This window comes from Sporosarcina sp. Y1004 (assembly GCF_057669665.1).
The window spans coordinates 74,619-93,996 of the sequence record NZ_JBYHFQ010000011.1 but is presented as its reverse complement, the minus strand read 5'-3'; the positions used below and the strand labels follow the sequence as shown (position 1 = coordinate 93,996).

The following is a 19,378-nucleotide window of genomic DNA, read 5'->3' as shown; positions in this document are numbered from 1 at the left end:
GTGGCAATTATAGGGATTGATTTAGGGACGACCAATTCGGCGATGGCTGTCTATAAGGACGGAGAAGCTGTCCTTGTGGTAAATGGCAATGATCAGCGAACAACTGCATCTGCATTTCAATTGAAGCCAAATGGGGAAGAGGTAATTGGCACATCAGCTAAAAAAGGTGCTGCTTCATTACCGTACCATACAGTTCTTGAAGTGAAACGTAAAATGGGTGATGATGAGAAAATAAAAGTTGGAGATAAAGCTTATAGACCGGAGGAAATTTCATCCAAGATTTTGAGATATTTGAAGCGAAGTGCCGAAGAAAAATTAGGTGAAGAGGTAACAGAAGCCGTCATAACCGTGCCCGCTTATTTTACGGATGCACAGCGAAAGTCAACGAAAATTGCCGGAGAGCTTGCGGGGCTTCAAGTGGAAAGAATTATTAATGAACCAACAGCGGCAGCACTGGCATTTTGTCACGATAATTTGGATAAAGATCAACATATTCTTGTGTATGACTTAGGTGGTGGAACTTTCGACGTTTCGCTTGTGGAATTATTTGACGGTGTCATAGAAGTGAAGTCGAGTATGGGGGATAATTTCCTAGGTGGAACAGATTTTGATGAAGCGATTTTACAATTAATTAAAGATAAATTCATGAAGTCGAATGGCTATCCAATGGAAGAAGTAGCGCAAGATAAAAATATGTTGTATTTCATGTTGAAAGAAGCAGCTGAAAATGCGAAAATTGATCTGTCTACACAAGTGGAGACTGATATTTCATTGCCATTTATCGGTCTGAAAGACAATATGCCGATAAGCTTTAATGTGAAATTAACAAGAATTGAATTCGAAAATACGATTCGTGAAAAAGTTGATTCAACGATTACAAAGATGAATGATACTTTAAAAGAAGCAAATATTTCCGTGGAACAAGTGAATGAAATTTTAATGGTTGGTGGTTCAACGCGAATTCCGCTCGTTCGTGAATGTGTTGAAAAGGCATTTGGCAAAATAGTGCGTACTGATATTAATCCAGACGAAGTGGTTGCAATAGGTGCAGCGGTCCAAGCGGCACTTAAAAGTGGCGAGATTAACTCAGCCGTTGGAATTGTTGCTATTGACATTTGCCCGTATACACTTGGAATTGAAGTTGTAAATCAGGTGAATAATCAAATGGTTTCAGGCTATTTTGACCCAATTATACATAGAAATAGTACGATTCCAGTGACGGAAATGAAAGTGTATAATACAGTTCTCGACAACCAAACAACTATGGCCGTTAAAGTATATCAAGGAGAAAATCGTTTCGTTAGTGAAAACCAACTTGTATCTGATGAACTTGTTGTCAATGGAATTCCGTCTAATACAGCAGGTCTAGAAAATATCGAAGTTAGTTTTAGTTACGATATTAACGGTATTATTCAAGTTGAAGCGCTAGTTGTCAGTACAGGTCAGAAAGTAACGCAAGTAATTAAATCTCAACAAGGCGTCATGTCAGCGGCAGAGAAAAACCAATCGATTAAGCGTATGGAAAAAGAAGGATTGGACTCAGATCTTTATAAAGGTATGAAAAAAGCAATTCACAATGCAGAAAAAATGATGGAAGATTGTTTGCCAGATGATAAAATTCGAATTGAGATGATACTCGCTGATATTGAGAAAGCAGTTGCTGCCGAAGATAATACTGCTTTAAAACGGTTGGACGAAAAATTACTTGATTTATTAATTGAGCTTGTTTAAGGTGACTATATGAATGCAATGAAAGAAAAACATAATCTTATCACTTTAATTCAACTAGAAATTAGGCAAAAAAAGTATACGAGCGCACTCAGATCTTTAAAAGCATTGGCGTCTGTTGGGGGAGATAGGCAGCTGATTTTATGGCAAAGTGCATTGCTTGAAAGTAAAATCGGGAATTTGTACGCTGCACTTCATTACGTGAACGAGATTGATGCTGATTTTTTGCCCAAAGTAGCTCGTTTACAAGCGGCAATTGAAAAAAATATACCTATGTTTGATACATTAATTAATAGTTATAATGAAATATTTCCTACATTAAATAGTGGGAATTATGAAATGGCGCTTAAGGAACTAGATAGAGCAATTGCGCTGGCTGGGGATTTACCGCTCCCAATCCTCATTATTAAAACTAGATTGCTTATCCTAGCAAAGTTACAACATACCAGTATTACACGGTATGTAATTGATATGCCTGTTTATGCGGCTGAGGATGAAACGATTCAAAAAGTGATTTCTTTCATTCAGAAGAATGGGGAAGTTAAATCTTTACCTATGAAAAAAAATGGTAGGAATAAGTTGTTTATTTTCCCGTATGTCACCGCAGTTGCTGCAGTTACTTTATCTATATACATTTATTTTGATAATAAACCAACTCCTCATACTGAAGTGGAAGTCTTTACACCATATGAAACGATACCAGAGAAATCCTTGATTATTGGAGAAGTTGAGGAAAATATAGTGTCTGTAGTTGAACCGGTTGAAGATGTAACACCGCTATTCATTCCACAACAAATCGCGAAAAATTACTATATAACAGGTTATGATAAGTATAAAACAGGTCAACACGAAGAAGCCATTTCTTATTTGAAAATGGCACTAGCGTCGGAAGAAGTTGTGTATTTCACTGACGATGCCGCTTACTATTTGACAGTAAGTTATTTGAAAGAAGAGAAATATGATGAAGTATTAATAATGGCAGCACAATTTTCCGCGAATGAAAGTATCCATTATAAAGAGTCACCTTACCACGAAGCAATCCGTTTACAAGAAGGAATTGCTACTTTTAAATTAGGTCAAATTGATGATGCAAAGGAATTGTTAACTGAGTTGACGGGCGAACAGGTCGTTAGTTGGGTTAGAAATGAAGCTAGAATTAAGTTAAAGACGGTGATGGATAGTGAATAGACAAGCGATTTCAAGTCATTATGATTTACTAGAAGTTAATCCCCAGGCAACAGCGGATGATATCAAAAGAGCTTATTATCGTAAAATTCGTGTTTTCACAAATGAAGCACATCCGCAAGAATTTATGGAATTACGAAAAGCATACGAGACATTAAGCGATGCCGCGCGAAGAAGAGATTATGATACAAATCTTTATTCCGATCCTTTGTCATTAGAAAATCGAGAGAAGATTCAACAACATATGAACAATGGGCATGAAGATCTAGCTCTTCGTTTAATTAAAAAAGAAATCCTACGTAGTGGCTTGACGCAGGAATTACTTGTGAACCGTATTCTTTGCGAGCGAAATTTAGGGAACTTTCATGAGGTCCTGAATCAATTAAGGTCATTAGACATAAGCACAATAGAGGGTAAGGAATTTTTCTACTTTAACGGGGGGATTGCATACCGTGAGACAGGGAGCTACCCTGAAGCGGAAGAAGCTGCATGGGAATTAATGAAGGTTAGTCCTGAAATGGCGGACTATCAACGATTATACGCAAGTGTTTTTTACTATCAAAATAAGTATAATGAAATTAAGAAATTTTACAATAAAGTCATTGAAGAGAAAAATCTGAATGTTGAGCATGTGTCAATGTTGCTAGATTATATTACTTTACAAGATAAAGTAGGAGTTTCTGAAAATGAAAAAAGGAAGCTCGTTTATGCTATTTTGTCGCTACCTAAAAATGATGATGACCGGGAAGCTATTTTATATCAAATGCTAGATTATATTCATACGCAAGATTGGATTGCATTCTCACGCGCAAGGGAGATTTGCGATTTAGCAGAGCAGATGAATACGCAAAATGATGTACATATAAATAATCAAATTCAAAGTATTCGTGATGATATTAATCAACAAGATCGTCCGAGTGAACGCCAGCAAAGTATTGAACAACCTGCTTATGACAATCAAAGTTCGGGAGGATTTAGTGCACATCAACCTGCTACTAAAAAAGGTAATATTATTATTGCAATTATTTTAGGGTTAGTTTTAACAGCGCCACTAACCATTGTCGGTGGGATCATAGGCGGGATAATATATTATCATTTCGCTGATAAAATTTGGAAATTGATCGGTGGCATAATTATAATTGCCATTATTATTGGGGTGATTACGTCAATTTTTGGTTAGAGAATGAATTTAGGGAAATGTAGAAAGGGATTATGACGGATATGTAATTATGTCCATGTCAAAATCCCTTTTTTGTCGAATGAAGGGAGTGTATGGCGATAAATAAGATGGAAGCAGAAGCGAAAAGTGTTGACCAGCAAGATGAAATCGTTGAGCCACTAAGATCCCGTGAAGAAGTATTGGAAGAATCGATGAGAAAGATAAATTCCATGATAGGCCTTGCAGAAATGAAAGGTGAAATTAGTACATTAACGCTTGAAATTAAAGGACAAAAGAAGATGGAACTAATCGGGCTTCAACCACAAAAAAGACCGATGCGTCATATGATGTTTTCGGGGGATGCGGGGACTGGAAAAACGGAAGTTGCGCGAATCATTGCGGATATTTTATATGGAACTGGTTTTACGCGTGAGAATAAATTCATTGAAGTAGATCGTTCGAATATTGTTGGACAATTTATCGGTCAAACAGAAGCGAATATGAAGGCGATTCTTGATGAATCCAAAGGTGGCGTCCTATTTATTGATGAGGCCTATGCACTGGCTGGTGAAGGAAATGATTTTGGTGCTGAAGCGATTAATGTACTCATTAAGGCGATGGAAGATAACCGCGATGACCTCGTCATTATTTTAGCGGGATACCGTGCGGATATGAAGCAGCTGATGAAGATGAATGAAGGATTTAATTCTAGAATTCCATATAAATTCGAATTCCCGAATTACACGCCGGAGGAATTAACGCGTATTACTGTCCGAATTCTAAGGAGTCAAGGATTTGATTGTATCGAAGCACTCGGTGAAATTAAAGATGCCATCACGAGAGCAGGAAAAACGGGTAGCATTGAAGGCAATGGACGGTGGGCGAGAAATTTAACAGATCGTATCATAAAACAACATCATATTCGGATTGGCCAACAAGAAAATACTGCGGAGGTAGGAAAAATTATTGCGGAAGATATTCTTGGTGCAATGGGTCGTTCCGCGGTTAGGGATGCGGGCGCTGAAGCTGGTTTAGTGAAAATTAGAGGAGAAGCGATGGCGGAATTGGATGCGATGGTCGGACTTTCTGAATTGAAAATGGAAACAAAGCGCATTATGAACTTTATTGCCATGGAGAAGAAGCGTGAAGAGTCAGGCTATGAAGTTGAGTCCATTGGCATGCATATGATTTTCGCGGGACCTCCGGGAACTGGAAAGACGACAGTGGCTCGGATTATCGGGAAGTTTTTATATGGTGTTGGTTTCTTGCCGTCAAGTACATTTATCGAAGCTGATCGGTCGACGATTGTTGGAAGATATATTGGACAGACGGAAGAAAATATGACAAATATATTGGACAAAGCGGATGGCGGTGTTTTATTTATAGATGAAGCGTATGCGCTGGCCACTGGTGGAGGAAATGACTTCGGGGTACAAGCAGTAAATATTCTTATTAAAGCGATGGAAGACCGCCGCGGCCGACTCGTTGTCATTTTAGCTGGGTACGAAGATGAAATGAGAAGTTTACTGTCAATGAATCCAGGATTTGAATCGCGCATACCCTATCACCTATTATTTCCGAAGTATTCAGCTTTTGAATTGACAGAAATCACGCGTAAAATATTAGCCGGTTTTTCATTCGAATTAACAGCTAAAGCACATTTGTATTTAGAGAGATTAATCAAAGAAGCAGACTATGCTGGACGTATTCAAGGTAACGCACGTTGGACAAGAAATCTAGTTGACCAAATTCGATTAGAACAAAGCAATCGTCTGGTTAATGAAGAAAGTGTCAAATTCTCAGAAATCACGGAGAGTGACATTCAGATTGCCTTCACTAGGGTGGGGTAAAAGGAGATTTCTCTGATGAATATTTCATAGTCACTTGTATGTGGGTGAATCTTGGTGGGCAACGCCTGTCCCTGGGAAATCAAATTTTAGGTACCTGGTGTATGAAATAATCAAATTACTTGATTTGATTTTGAGGTACCTGTGCATCAAATAAAGAAAAACAATTCATAAATCTGAATAAAAATACAAAAAAGTAGTAACTCGCCAATTTTTCTAACTTTCATTTTGTATTATACAATTGTAGTGAATTACTTGATTAGTGCCCGGAAATGACACCGTTGCGATAATTCACCACAATTACAAATTTATAAGGCGTGGACTAGGTATTTACTGCGATTTCAAATTTTATTTGATTTTTTATGCAATTGTATGAATCGATTGTTGTTTGTTGCACAGGTACCGATATTTAAGTACTACTGAAATACAGACACAGGGAATTTTAGCAGATGAAGAATTATTATAGAGAGTCCTATTCGAAGCAAATGGTTAAGCATATAATTTATTTAGAGTGCAAGAAATCAATTGATTAAAAAGAAGAGGCGGGATTCTATCACAGAAAGAAGATCGATGCTTAGCAATTTTTACAAATAATATAGTCAATCACGCTCTTCTTCGGAATCCGATGAGTCCGACCAATCCTAATCGACTTAATTTGGCCGGTGTTGATTAGTCGATAGGCAGTATTTTTCCCAATCTTTAATAATTCCGCCAGTTCATCTATAGTTAAAATGTCATCAAAATCGTGAAACATAGTGCAACACTTCCTTTCGTTTTGTTACGTTATTGTTCACCTTGTTTCACCCTGAATGATTATTCTGACACAAATGTAAGTGACCGCTATCATGCATAGCTTCATTACTATGATATATAATTGAAATATTTTGTATTATAAAATAAAAAAATAGGGATTGAGGAGCTTAGATTTCCTCAGTCCCTATTTTTTAGTGCTTAGTGTAACAAGGCGGTATTTTTATAGGAGATATATAGTATTTTGAACCAATAACATGGTAATATAGTAATGTGTATTATTAACGAAAATTTCAGACCTTTGTGTTTTTTTTTAATACAGTTGTTATCATAGGACTTTGAAAAGAGTGAATTAGATGTTAGATATTGAAACGATTAAAGAAATGATTAGAAAATCGCCAGCAACAACTTTTTTAGCAGTATTGCTGATTGGAGCTTTCTTAGCTTCATATATCTATGGGGAAGGACCTACAGACTTAAAAACTGCCCGACTATTTGGTGCCATTAGTCCACAAGATGCCACGACCGATGATTTATATAGGTTGATCAGCTACACATTTCTCCAAATTGCGGGACCAATCCATCTATTGATGAATTTAAGTATGATAGTTGTAGCGGGACCATTTCTTGAAAGAGTGTATGGTTCATTTAAATACACCTTTTTGTTTTTTGTAACAGGCATGTTTGGTGGTTTATTTATTTTAATGTTTTCCGTTTCGAATCTTATGGCTGGAGGAGCTTCTGGATCGGGGTATGGTTTAATAGGGTTATATGTAGGATTACTACTTAAAAAGCACCCATTTATTGATGAGAGTTTGAAAGTTTGGATATGGAATCTTTTATGGATAAACATTGTATTCACTGCTTTTGTTCCTGGAATCTCAATCGCTGGTCATTTAGGCGGTTTAGTAGGTGGTTTATTATTATCAATGATTGTTCGGTATCAAACAGACAATCAAATTTACAGAAGTACTTGGATTTCCTCATTATTTCAGGCTGTTTTGGGATTTACCACCGTTTTGATTATGGTTTATATTCCTAAGATGATATGGCCTTCAACAGTACTTCCCTATATTCAAGAAATAAGGGTGAAATTTGGAGAGACAGTTGCAATAGATCCTTCATCGGGACAGATAATAAGTGATTCAATAGGGAAAGAATTTTTCTTAAATAGCCCTGCGAGTAACGGGGGTGTTGCATATTACTATTTTAGGTTATTACTTGAGATTGCAAAGACGAGCTTTATCGAAATAATAATATGTATAATTTTGGTGATACTTATATACAAGTTATTTAAACAAATGCGAGTTGGTTGGAGAGTTAGGGAAATAATTAAATCAAATTTTCTCTATAATGTGGCGAAGGAAAAAAGACAACAACATATTATTCACCGTATTAGTGATAGTACATTGAATAGCTATACAAACAAATATCCTAAATCAAAACATCGTAAAATGGATAATAAAGTTCATTTTGAATTAAAACTGATGTTTGGAAAACCCTTGATGATGGTACTGCATTTACTTATAGGGACTATTAAAGTAAGTGCAATATTAGTGATGCTAGGATTTTTCTTGATTGTTCTTTCGGTAATCAATGATAATAAGGAACTAAATATGGCGTCGTTTGAAGAAAAGTTGTACATTGATGCAGTAGATAACTATGACAATGGGAACTACGAAATAGCTATGAACTTAATGAAAATGATTTCCTCAGAATCTACTCTTTATGCTGAAGCGCAAAAGTTGATCCCAACGTATCAGCAAACTTATGATAATCAAGTTCAAACTAGTGAGTATAGTGAATTTGATTCAGAATCGGAGTATGAAAGTGAAACAGAAGTGTTTGATGGTGGAGATATGGATTCCTGGGTAGCAGATGTTGAGAATGGTATACTTGAAGAAATGCCAGAGTTTTATATTGGTCAAATTTTTAGAACGGAGATGTTTGACGAACTGGTCTGGGAAAATCATGGTCAGTTTGTTAGTGTAGGAGGATACTATGCAGGAGAAATTAAGCCTGGACACTCATCACATGTTATGGTCCATCTGTATCTATTAGATAATGGATACTACACTATTGGACAGATGTATTATAACGGTGGTGTAGTAGATGAGGTTAAGGGGATGGCTGGTATTTTAGATATAATAACAACATCACTAAGTTCAAATTAATCAGAAATTATTGTAAAAAAGACAGTCGACTTCAAAAGATTAGTGACTGCCTTTTTTATATACAATATTATCTTTTGGCACCATTCATAAAGAATTGAATTTTGATTGAAGGAGAGATCAAAGCGACGTCTCCCGAGATTTATTTAATCGCCACTGTGGGTGTTGTAACAAGAGCTGTTGATATAAGCATTTTTAGCATTGTCTTCATCTAGTGTTCATCTACTATGATTAAGTTTAAGTGAACTTTGCAAGTATTATCTTATAGATGTCCGGACTCTTTTAACGAATGAAATGAATCAGTACAAAGTATAAGATGATCAAGTAGTTCAACACCTAAAATCTCACCAGCTTGAATTAATCGTTTAGTAACTTCAATATCTTCAGGACTGGGATCAGAGACATTGCTAGGATGATTGTGGGCCACAATTATTGAAGCTGCATTACTTAGAAGAGCTGATTTTAGCACTTCTCTAGGGTGAACGATGCTTGAGTTAAGACTTCCAATATGAACTACTTGAATACATGTAGGTTGATTCTTTATGTCTAGACAAAGAACGATGAAGTGTTCTCGATCTACATCTCCTAAGAATTCTCGTATTAGCTCATACGCATCACGCGGAGAACGGATTTTGCGATCTTTGTAGAGTAATGATTTTTCTCTTACTAATTTTACTTGTACAATATTCACACGCTTTGCAGGTAGTGTTTTTGTTTGTTTTTCCGTACTGATCTCTCTTATTAGTTCTAATTGCTTGGGCGTTTGTGATTCATATGATTTCATTTGAATTCCTCCATAAAATGTTTTATGTAAAAAGAGAAAGCCCTAAGATCATCAATGATCTTAGGGCTTTCTCAAGTTAATAATATATATTTATATTGTTAGTAAATACGAATGGTTAACGTAAAGTAAGCTTTAAAAGCGCAATGATTACGGCCAATGAAATGTACCACCTGTGACATCTTTTTTACCAGTGATTGCCACAAGATTTACCACCTGTTGCCATAGCATTTACCAATGGGATAATGTTTAAAGTAATGAAGGTTAAAAAAAGCCCAATTCCTCCTTCTTTTAGCGAGGAATTAGGCTTGTGATCCTCCACAAACGCGGCCGTTTATTGAATATCCTTTCTATTGAATAATATCTTGTACTTCAAAGCAAATGACTTTCTTTTGTTATATAAGTTATAGAAGACGTAAAATTCAAGAAAGGTATTCTTATTATTGGTGACTGTTCAACATTTACTTCCTTCTTGATCCCATTGTAGCAAATTGTTTTATAGATTTTAACAATCCTTTTGCAAATCCATCTGCTTCATCCTGCATATCTTTCAACTCTAATTCTTTCTTATCAAGGCGGTCATACCATCTATTAATTCTTTCTTGATCGAAGTCTTTTTTAGCTTCTTCTTTTTGAATATTATTCATTAAATTTTTGATTTCCAAATCCAGTGAATCTATTCTAGTCTCTCTAATTTTCTTTTTCCCTTCTCGCTCATTATCCAAGTGTTTCTTTATTTGTTCTACTGCAACAGTTGCTACTTCTTTCCCAACCTCTACTGCTACTTGTTGTACAACCCCAGTTGCTAGTTCCTTCCCAAATAATCTATTATTGTTATTAGTATTATTACTTGGAGAATAACTCCCAACTATTTCAAAATCCTTGGAATCTACATCAATTACTTCATCAATTACGTCATCAATTACGTCTTCTGATTTTTGACTCATAATGTGTTCCTCCTTACCATTTAGACTCAAATTTCTAAATCATTAAAGTATAACCCATATTATAATGAAACTCTTCACAGCTATTTTAAACTATTTGGACACGTCTTCCTCCTAAATATCCAATTATTTAAAATCCTCACCTTGTTCCTCAAGTTTTTTACATTTTACCATTAAAATTCAGTATTTTCATTAAATATTTCTGCACGTTAACCTATGTGCATTCTTTCTCAAAAACATTTAAAAATGAAGACTCTTGTTGCACATTAATTATTCACTATGTAATATAACAGTTGCTCTACAATCTGGCCAGATTGTTAAGATAGTTCTCATTGCTTTTAACCCTAATCATCTAAAGGATGTAAGGTGGTAATCGCCTTTCATTTACTGGTACATTTATTGTCATTCCGTGGTAAAAAGTATGTCAACATTGGTACAATTCCTTGGCTGTAATCACGCAACAACCCCAATACCTAATTAACGCTGAATAACAGCTTTAAAGTGTAGGGGAACATATATAAATTGCCCATTACGCCGCCTAGACAGTAATACCGCTGAGTATTTAATTTCATCTGAAGATGATTTTGAGTTTCCTTAATATGATAAACTGACATTTCATTGATCCCGATGTGTAAGTCGAAAATATCAATGCCTTAAGATTTCACAATAATAACCCCATCACGCCCACGCGTTAGCAGCACGCGGTAAGCATTGAGCTTCATTTGAATGGGGTTTTCAGCTTGACGATTAAGTGCGTTTTGGTTAAATTGCCAACTATTTTGCCCCCACGTTAAATCATCGCCCCAAACGACAATGGCCATATCTAACTCTAAACCTTGCGAGTGGAATTCAGTCACCGCATATTGTAAGTTTTTACAGTAGTACAGTGAGCTCGGATCATTGTAATAAGCAACATGCGGCTTGATTTGATAGCGCGGTTGCGAAAAGGGAATTTGTTGTACTGTACGATTTTTTGAAGAGGTCACAAGTCCGTATGTTTTATTAGAATCTTTATATACTTCTCTTACATATTGCTTTGCGTCTTCCAGCGAATCCATTCGTTTTAATATAAAACGCTCTTTTTGAAGTTGGTTTTCAATCGTGCGGTAAGTATCTGAATCGCCTTTCAAAAATGCTTCCACCCATTCGAAATATTGTAATGCGTTATGTGTACGCAGTGATGTACCCAAATGTAAATGTGGATTTTCGTAGTATTTAATTGAATTAGGAAATGCTTCTTGATTGTGTTTGGCATGGACGGTAAAGTCTTGTCTGGCAATCGCATCATTCCATAAACGAATTCCTTGCTCTTCACCGGTATGAATCTCTTGCCCCTCACCGATTAACCCAATTACTACAGACCAAGGTTTTTGTTTCGCAATTTGAATCATTACATCCGGCTCGCTATAAGGACCTTTCATTTTTACAGCGTCCCAAGCTCTTTGGGCCTCATCGAAAATTAAGACGTGTTCTTTTAACGGCAAGCCGTTTTTAAAATCACCTTTATAATTGCGCAAAGCTTGTACAAAGGTTGTAGTTTGTAGTGCATCTTGCAATACATCAACTAAAGGTCCGTTTCCTGATAAATAAACAGCGCTTGGTGATTCATAGGCAAGTGTTAGGCCGACAAACGTTTTGCCGGCACCAGGTACGCCGGAAATTAATACTAAATGATGTGAATTCGTTTGCTGTGCTTGCTGGATAATAGCGCGAACATTATGAATAACCTCATCAAAATTGCTGCTTTTAATATTACGAATTTCTTCAAGCTGATCATTGTGAAAAATATGCCGTGCGGATTCAATGATCGACGGTAATGGTTGATAAACCCCTTGTAAAAACTCTTCCGGTGTTAAACAATCTCCATCATGATTAACTTTATTAATAAGCTCTGATAATCTACTATTTGGCGTTAAATAGACTTGATATTCATGATCTGTCTTTCTAACAGAATTTACATTTGTCGGATAAACAATCGAGCCGCGTACATTTAGGTCATACTTTTGTACTGCAGAATGATATTCAGTTAAATCACGTACATAAAGTGAAGCCTGGTGCTTTTCGGCATCTTTGATATCATCATAACCTTTAAACTCTAATACAAGAATCTCCCCAGGAAACAGAAGAAGCACATCCGGACGACGACCACCGCTGCGAGGAATCTCATATTCAAAAATGACATAGCCACTTACATCTTGAAACGGCCGCAATTGATGCTTTAAATCTTGAATGGAATTTTGCCAGGCTCGGATTTGTGGGAGGGTGCTTGATTCTTGTGGACGTAACAGTGCTTCTGCATAAGTTTGTTTATAGATTGCTGAACATAGTGTATTTAATAAATCTTCAGGATCGAAGTTCAAAAATTGACGAATACTACCAGACCACATAGAAATCACCTCTACTATTTATTTGGCAGAAACCCTATACTGCTAGAATGTAAATGTTTGCTATCCTTTATATTATAGCCCAATATTTCCCGCTATAGTACAATAGACTTAATAACAAGAATGAAATATATTTGGAGGCTATTCTATGAAGATGACACGTCCATTAATAATAAATGAAGTTGTAAATAATCAGCGGCTTTGTGAGGTTTTTTTATGTGCGCCGCAGGGAGGCATGCGTAAGTCGAATCGTACTAATACGTTGACGCTTATTTCAGATAAGACGAAGCTTTATGATGACCGGGTTGTTGGGGATATTTATCATTACACAGGTATGGGACAGAGTGGTGATCAAAAAATGGCTGGTCAGAATTTAACGTTAGCTGAATCAGATCGTAATGGCGTGGAGATTCATTTCTTTGAGGTGATGAAGCCAAGAGAATATACATATCGAGGGAAAGTAGAGCTTGCGGGGGAGCCATATCAGGATCAACAAAAGGATCAAGATGACAGACAGCGCCTCGTTTGGGTTTTTCCGCTACGTTTAAAGGATAGCGATTCGAAGTTTACGAAACTACCATCAGCAACGCATGATAAGCAGGAGTTGCAAGACGAGTTTGAGGAAATTCAGCAAGTTGAAAATTTACCTATAACACAAACTGAAAAAGAACGTCTAATCAAATCGCGAATTGGCCAAGGGAAATTTAAAAAGTTACTGATCCAACGTGAATGTAAATGTGCGCTATGCGGTGTAATAGATCGACGTATTTTAATTGCGAGTCATATTAAGCCTTGGGGCGCTTCTACAAATGAAGAACGACTTGATGTGAATAACGGATTATTGCTCTGTCCGAATCATGATGCGTTGTTTGATAAACAGTTAATTTCGTTTGATATGCAGGGGAGGATTGTTATATCACAAACGCTTGATGAGACAGCTAGAATATTTATGAATGTTAATGAGGGGTTGCGTGTTGAGTTATCTGAAAAGCAGTTGGGGTATATGGAGGGGCATTACCAAAAATTAATTTAATGAATCGTAAAAAAATGAATCGAAGTAGGTGCTTAATATGACTTTAACCGTGAATCAAGCAGTTTGGTTAGCAGCAGCAATGATGACTTATGAACGATTTAAAAATAATCAAGTAAAATCGATGGCAGATATAGCCCTTGTACAAGCTGATATTCAAAAGAGAGCTCGAAGCCTAACGGATAATAATGTGGAAGGTGCAAGGATTTCTCGGCATTTTAATGCGGATCATCAAAGCAATACGCAAAATTACTTTAGAACGATGAATGAAAATAATAGAAGGTTAAGTTATCCAGGAGAGTACGAGGGGATAAAAGAAAGACCGGATTTAAATTTACAATATTCATTGTTCTTATCTAATGGGGAAGAAATCAAAGTAGACCAGTTAGTTAGCTTCATTGAAACTGAATATCGTACTTTCATTGAAAATAAACAGACGGCAGTATCTTCCCATAAAATTGATTTTGAAAAAGTAATAACGCATTTAAATACGTATGCAAATCATGGCTATAAAAATCCAATTCAATTAGAGGGTGAAGAAAAGCAAATCTATTTAGATATTCGTGAGAGCGGTGGCGCTGCGGTTACGGAAATTAATAAATTAGCAGATCGTTTGGCTCTTAAGTATGGCATGAAAAATGGGGGTAAATCACAATGGCTCACGGGGGGGAGGAATGTTGTTCGAGGTTATTTGTGGAACCAATTGAAATATGAAGAGCATGAAAATGTATTAACGAGTATTTCAATTTTTGCAGAGAAAGATGATGAAGATGTGCAATTTAGAATTTCAATTGAATTAGATGAAAAGATGGCAAATCAAGCGGATTTTGATCGTCACCATAAAATTTTAAACAAGCCTTTAATTCAAGATGATAAGTACTGTTATTACATTAAGCTAAATAAAGGAAGGGATTATGAAGTTTCGTATGAACCAGCAATGGGAATTCAAAAGAAGGTTCAAGATGGCGATTATAAAAAGGTGCAAATTGTTTATCACCTGACGAATGAAGAGATCCAGTTTGCGCCTTTAACAAATGAGATGATTTATCGAAAATTAGACGATGCTTTTGAAAATTTAATGGAATACTACAAATTAGTCATAGGCAAAGTTGAAAGTAATCTACCAGATAAGGAGGTTGTTACAATGTTCGATAAAAACATGATCTTATACGGCCCACCAGGTACAGGGAAAACATATAATACGGCAATTTATGCTGTAGCAATTATTGAAAATCGTTCCATCGAATCGTTAAATAGTGAAGGTTATCAAACAATATTAAAGCGTTATAACGAATACAAAAAATCAGAGCAAATTAAATTTACGACATTTCATCAATCATTTGGGTATGAAGAATTTATTGAAGGAATCAAACCCGCTTTGGATGAAAATGCTGATGAACTACTTCAGTATAAGATTGAACCGGGCATTTTTAAAGCCTTTTGTGAGAAAGCGCAACAGCTTACAGTTACAAATAATAACGAGGCACTAGAGATTGATGCACGTGTGTGGAAGGTATCACTAGGTGGAAGTGATAAGAAAAATATCAAGGAAGATTGTTTTGATAATAATCGTATTAGAATTGGTTGGGATGATTTTGGTGAAGATTTATCACAGGGTGAGGAACTCCAATCGAATATAGTAAAAGATATTATGTATAGTTTTTATGATGATATGAGTATTGGAGACATTGTATTTTCATTGGGTGACCAAAAGCATATTGATGCAATTGGTGTTATCACAGGTGAGCCTGAGTGGTTAGGTGATGAAGAATACTACAAACGCAGTCGTTCTGTTAAATGGATTGCTAAAAATATATATGAATATGTGTATGATTTAAACGGGAAGAAAAACTTAACGCAACGAACTGTTTATGAATTGAAAAGAATGTCTAGTGATAGTGTCAACGAGCTCATTTTAAAGCATTCTCAAGATGAACAAATCACAGTGGAGAAAAACAATAAGAACTATGTCTTTATCATCGACGAAATCAATCGAGGTAATATCTCGAAAATTTTAGGTGAACTTATTACGTTAATTGAACCAACGAAACGCCTTGGAGCTCCAGAGTCAATGAAAGTTCGTTTGCCATATTCGAAAGAAGAATTCGGAGTGCCACAAAACATTTATTTATTAGGGACAATGAACACGGCTGATCGCTCGATTGCGATGATGGATACGGCATTAAGAAGACGTTTCCGCTTTATCGAAATGATGCCAGATGTACAACTTCTAAAAGAAATTAAAGTCGGTAATATCGATATTCAAAAAATGGTCGACTCGATTAACAAACGGATCGAAGTCCTGTACGATCGCGAACACACTATTGGTCATGCTTACTTCATGTCATTAAAAAATGAACCGACGATTGAAAACCTAGAGAATATTTTTAAGAACGCGATTATCCCACTTCTACAAGAATACTTCTATGAGGACTACAGTAAAATTCAACTGGTCCTTGGAGATAATGCAAAAGTCGATGATTTAAAGTTTATTTTAGATGCGCCAGTACAAATGAACGCAGTATTTAAAGGGAATCCCGACATCGATATCCCTGAAAGTAAGTATTCAATTCAATTAGCAGCTTTTAAAAAGCATGCTAGTTATATTGAAATTTACGAGTAAGTCATATGAAGACAAAATTAGTAGAATTAAAGGAATATGATGTCATCACAAGCAATCTAGAAATGAGTAAAGAGACGGGGGCAGTCTATTTAGACAAAGCTTCGTTTAGTCAATTAGAAAACCTAATATTAACCTTCAACGAATCAAACGAAGCGGATGCAATTGATTTTTTGACAATCTCATCAAAAAGAGGTGTCGGTAAAATAATTCGTGCTAAAAACTATGTTGGTGTGCTTCAGCTAAATAATGGTGTACAGCTGCAAATACTCCCGAAAATTCACGGGGGAACACAGGATGATTCGAAAAAGACATTCTTAAAAATGTTAAAGACACTAAAGGATTTTCCAAGCAAAACGTTTAATGAATCAAACTTAAATACAGAAAAAATGCCGATATTTGAGATATTTATTCGATTGTATATCCAGGAAGTGCAGCATCTTGTTAAACGGGGATTGAAATCGACATATTATGGAGTGGAAGATAATCTCAAAGTGTTTAAAGGGAAGATGAATTTCTCACAGCAAATTAAACATAATTTGGTGCATAAGGAACGGTTCTATGTACAGTACGATGAGTTCGGATTGAACCGACCAGAAAATCGATTGATTAAATCAACACTAGTAAAGCTGACAAAAGAATCTGAGAGTGCAGAAAATGTGAAAGAATTACGGAAACTATTAGCAAACTTTGAATTAGTTGAGCTTTCAACTACTATTGAAAAGGATTTCGAACAAGTGAAAATCGATCGGAATTCAAAGGACTATGAAACCGTCTTAAATTGGTCTAAGATTTTTTTACACAATAAAAGTTTTACAACGTTTGCCGGTATTTCATTTGTACAAGCACTTTTATTTCCAATGGATCGAGTATTTGAGGATTATGTTGGGCGGAGTTTGAGAAGAATGATTTCACAGAAGGAATGGTCGATATCATTGCAAGATCGAAAGTATCATTTATTCGAGAAACAGTTTGCATTAAGACCGGATATTGTTTTAAGAAATGAAGCAGAAAAACGAACGATTATTATTGATACGAAGTGGAAGTTGTTAAAAAATGTACCGAATAGTAATTATGGCATTTCGCAGGCAGATATGTATCAGATGTATGCGTATGCGAAGAAATATGGAACCAAAGAGGTATGGCTTCTATATCCGACGAACGATGAGTTTAAGGGGACTGAGGAAATCTGTTTTAACAGTGATGATGGTGTGCAAGTGAAGGTGTTTTTTGTAGATTGTCATCATATTGAACTCAGTTTGAATGAATTTATAGTGGAATGTGAACTTTGAAAATGAAAGAGAGCCCGATTATTTAGGCTCTCTTTCATTATTCTATGAGCAATTTTGGCAGCAAAATAAATTTTTATCTGAATTCATTGAAAAATCTTCTAAGGTTTCATAAATCGTACATCTTGGACATAGAGCAACGAAGGTTTTATACACATAATTCGCTGCATCTAGATCTAAATTGTAGTTTTCTAGAAAGGCTATACATTCATCGAAAATTTTTTCTAATATAATATCTGTTTCAAGAGAAGCGATGGAACTTGTGTAATAAATGATGCTTCTAGAATTATCATCAATATAAAAATATTGATAATACATAATGTCGAAATGAGGATTAGCATTTTTTAATAATTTCTCTAAGTGATCGGCGAATGATTTTAATTTATCTAGAGGAATGTCCCCACTCAATAAATTTTCCCAGCTAATATAAACAGCTCGTTCTATTTCCAAATGCTCGTCGTCTACATAGAAATTCCAAATATCATTGTGTAGCGCTTCAAATTTAGGTAATAGTGCAATGATAAACTCCTCGTACTCTGACTCAGGATCCTTTAATATATATTCGCCCATTTGATCCATTGTATAGGATACATCCGTTAATAAATCATCACGTATTTCAACGTTTTCAATCTCGTTAAAGACATCTACAAACTCTCTGAAACTCTCAATAAATTCTATATAGGCAATCGCGTTATATTCATTAAGTACACCTTCAGGTAAACATTTCTGAGAGCAGTATGGACCACGTTTCTTATGTACATAAAACGGTTCCTCCCAGAATGATTTATTGCATGTTTGGCACTTCCCAATATCAATCACGAATTCCTCAGTTAAATAAAGTTGTTTTAGTTTTGGAATATCTTCTTTTAGTAAATTCAATTTAAATGCCGGCTGCTCTTCCTTGTTACGACGCACATCCATATCTAATTTGGAAAGGTGGTCCACTAGTTTATCAGTGATTTTCAAGAGTAATTCTGGATCATCACATAATTGGAACCATTTGATTAGTGCTCTCGTTGTTTCACCACCATCTAATCCAAATGCTTGGCTGTGCTTATGAATCGTTACACCTTCATAGCCAATATATCGACTTGGTCCAAAAAGATCTAGTTCCATCATGTAATACCATTGTTGAACACCATTTGTACGAAGAGTCATCTCGCCATTTTGTAGTTCATGGTTGTATTGTTTTAGATTTTGTTTTACTTGATCGAGATTGGTTACTAAATTTAAATTCACGTCTTTATCACTCCTAAATATAGTTTTTAGAGAATTCTTTTCCCTTCGGATTTTCGTTTCCATGTTAGAAACAACTCTACACTATATTGGTAATTTACTACAATTAAATTTGGGGTACGCTGTGCGTCATGCAAAGACAAACAATTAACACGCCTGAATAAAACATGCAAAAAAAGCAAACATTCGGCAATTTGTCTGATTTTCATTTTATTATTTTACAATTGTAATAAATTACTTGATTTGTGTCACGC

13 protein-coding genes are annotated in these 19,378 nt (G+C 35.7%); 8 read left to right on the top strand and 5 right to left on the bottom strand.

Annotated features, from left to right (window positions below; all coding sequences use genetic code 11):
* From AC25Y6_RS09885 to AC25Y6_RS09870, 4 genes are all read left to right on the top strand, one after another.
* A complete protein-coding gene (locus AC25Y6_RS09885) occupies positions 1 to 1,731 on the top strand; it encodes an Hsp70 family protein (protein WP_488142882.1) in 1,731 nt (576 codons plus the stop codon).
* 18 nt (positions 1,732 to 1,749) lie between these two features.
* Complete coding sequence (locus tag AC25Y6_RS09880; RefSeq protein WP_488142881.1) at positions 1,750 to 2,916, top strand: tetratricopeptide repeat protein; 1,167 nt, start codon at positions 1,750 to 1,752, stop codon at positions 2,914 to 2,916.
* Complete coding sequence (locus AC25Y6_RS09875; protein ID WP_488142880.1) at positions 2,909 to 4,093, top strand: DnaJ domain-containing protein; 1,185 nt, start codon at positions 2,909 to 2,911, stop codon at positions 4,091 to 4,093. The genes AC25Y6_RS09880 and AC25Y6_RS09875 overlap by 8 nt, the downstream gene beginning before the upstream one ends.
* A 92-nt stretch (positions 4,094 to 4,185) precedes the next feature.
* Entirely contained in the window at positions 4,186 to 5,922 is a 1,737-nt protein-coding gene (locus AC25Y6_RS09870; protein ID WP_488142879.1) for an AAA family ATPase, read from the top strand.
* 571 nt (positions 5,923 to 6,493) lie between these two features.
* Here the strand turns inward: AC25Y6_RS09870 and AC25Y6_RS09865 are convergent.
* Positions 6,494 to 6,673 carry a helix-turn-helix domain-containing protein gene (locus AC25Y6_RS09865; protein ID WP_488142878.1) on the bottom strand — a complete coding sequence of 60 codons (180 nt, stop codon included), beginning with the start codon at positions 6,671 to 6,673 and terminating at the stop codon, positions 6,494 to 6,496.
* A gap of 352 nt (positions 6,674 to 7,025) precedes the next feature.
* Here AC25Y6_RS09865 and AC25Y6_RS09860 point away from each other — a divergent pair, with 352 nt between their 5' ends.
* Positions 7,026 to 8,843 (top strand): rhomboid family intramembrane serine protease, encoded by a 1,818-nt coding sequence (locus AC25Y6_RS09860; RefSeq protein ID WP_488142877.1) that lies wholly within the window; start codon positions 7,026 to 7,028, stop codon positions 8,841 to 8,843.
* 259 nt (positions 8,844 to 9,102) lie between these two features.
* Here the strand turns inward: AC25Y6_RS09860 and AC25Y6_RS09855 are convergent, their stop codons facing one another.
* From AC25Y6_RS09855 to AC25Y6_RS09845, 3 genes are all read right to left on the bottom strand, one after another.
* Entirely contained in the window at positions 9,103 to 9,624 is a 522-nt protein-coding gene (locus AC25Y6_RS09855) for a JAB domain-containing protein (protein WP_488142876.1), read from the bottom strand.
* 458 nt (positions 9,625 to 10,082) lie between these two features.
* Complete coding sequence (locus AC25Y6_RS09850; RefSeq protein WP_488142875.1) at positions 10,083 to 10,568, bottom strand: hypothetical protein; 486 nt, start codon at positions 10,566 to 10,568, stop codon at positions 10,083 to 10,085.
* 650 nt (positions 10,569 to 11,218) lie between these two features.
* Complete coding sequence (locus AC25Y6_RS09845) at positions 11,219 to 12,952, bottom strand: DNA/RNA helicase domain-containing protein (protein WP_488142874.1); 1,734 nt, start codon at positions 12,950 to 12,952, stop codon at positions 11,219 to 11,221.
* A 145-nt stretch (positions 12,953 to 13,097) separates the two neighbouring features.
* Here AC25Y6_RS09845 and AC25Y6_RS09840 point away from each other — a divergent pair, with 145 nt between their 5' ends.
* From AC25Y6_RS09840 to AC25Y6_RS09830, 3 genes are read left to right on the top strand one after another with little or no spacing between them, the layout of a single operon-like run.
* Entirely contained in the window at positions 13,098 to 13,982 is an 885-nt protein-coding gene (locus AC25Y6_RS09840; protein WP_488142873.1) for an HNH endonuclease, read from the top strand.
* A gap of 49 nt (positions 13,983 to 14,031) precedes the next feature.
* Positions 14,032 to 16,602 (top strand): McrB family protein, encoded by a 2,571-nt coding sequence (locus tag AC25Y6_RS09835; protein ID WP_488142872.1) that lies wholly within the window; start codon positions 14,032 to 14,034, stop codon positions 16,600 to 16,602.
* Between the two features lie 5 nt (positions 16,603 to 16,607).
* Positions 16,608 to 17,891, top strand: a complete 1,284-nt coding sequence (locus tag AC25Y6_RS09830) for an McrC family protein (RefSeq protein WP_488142871.1) — start codon at positions 16,608 to 16,610, stop codon at positions 17,889 to 17,891.
* A gap of 42 nt (positions 17,892 to 17,933) precedes the next feature.
* Here the strand turns inward: AC25Y6_RS09830 and AC25Y6_RS09825 are convergent, their stop codons facing one another.
* The gene (locus AC25Y6_RS09825) at positions 17,934 to 19,190 is read right to left on the bottom strand and encodes a hypothetical protein (RefSeq protein WP_488142870.1); all 1,257 of its coding nucleotides are present in this window, start codon (positions 19,188 to 19,190) and stop codon (positions 17,934 to 17,936) included.
* Positions 19,191 to 19,378 lie beyond the last annotated feature (188 nt).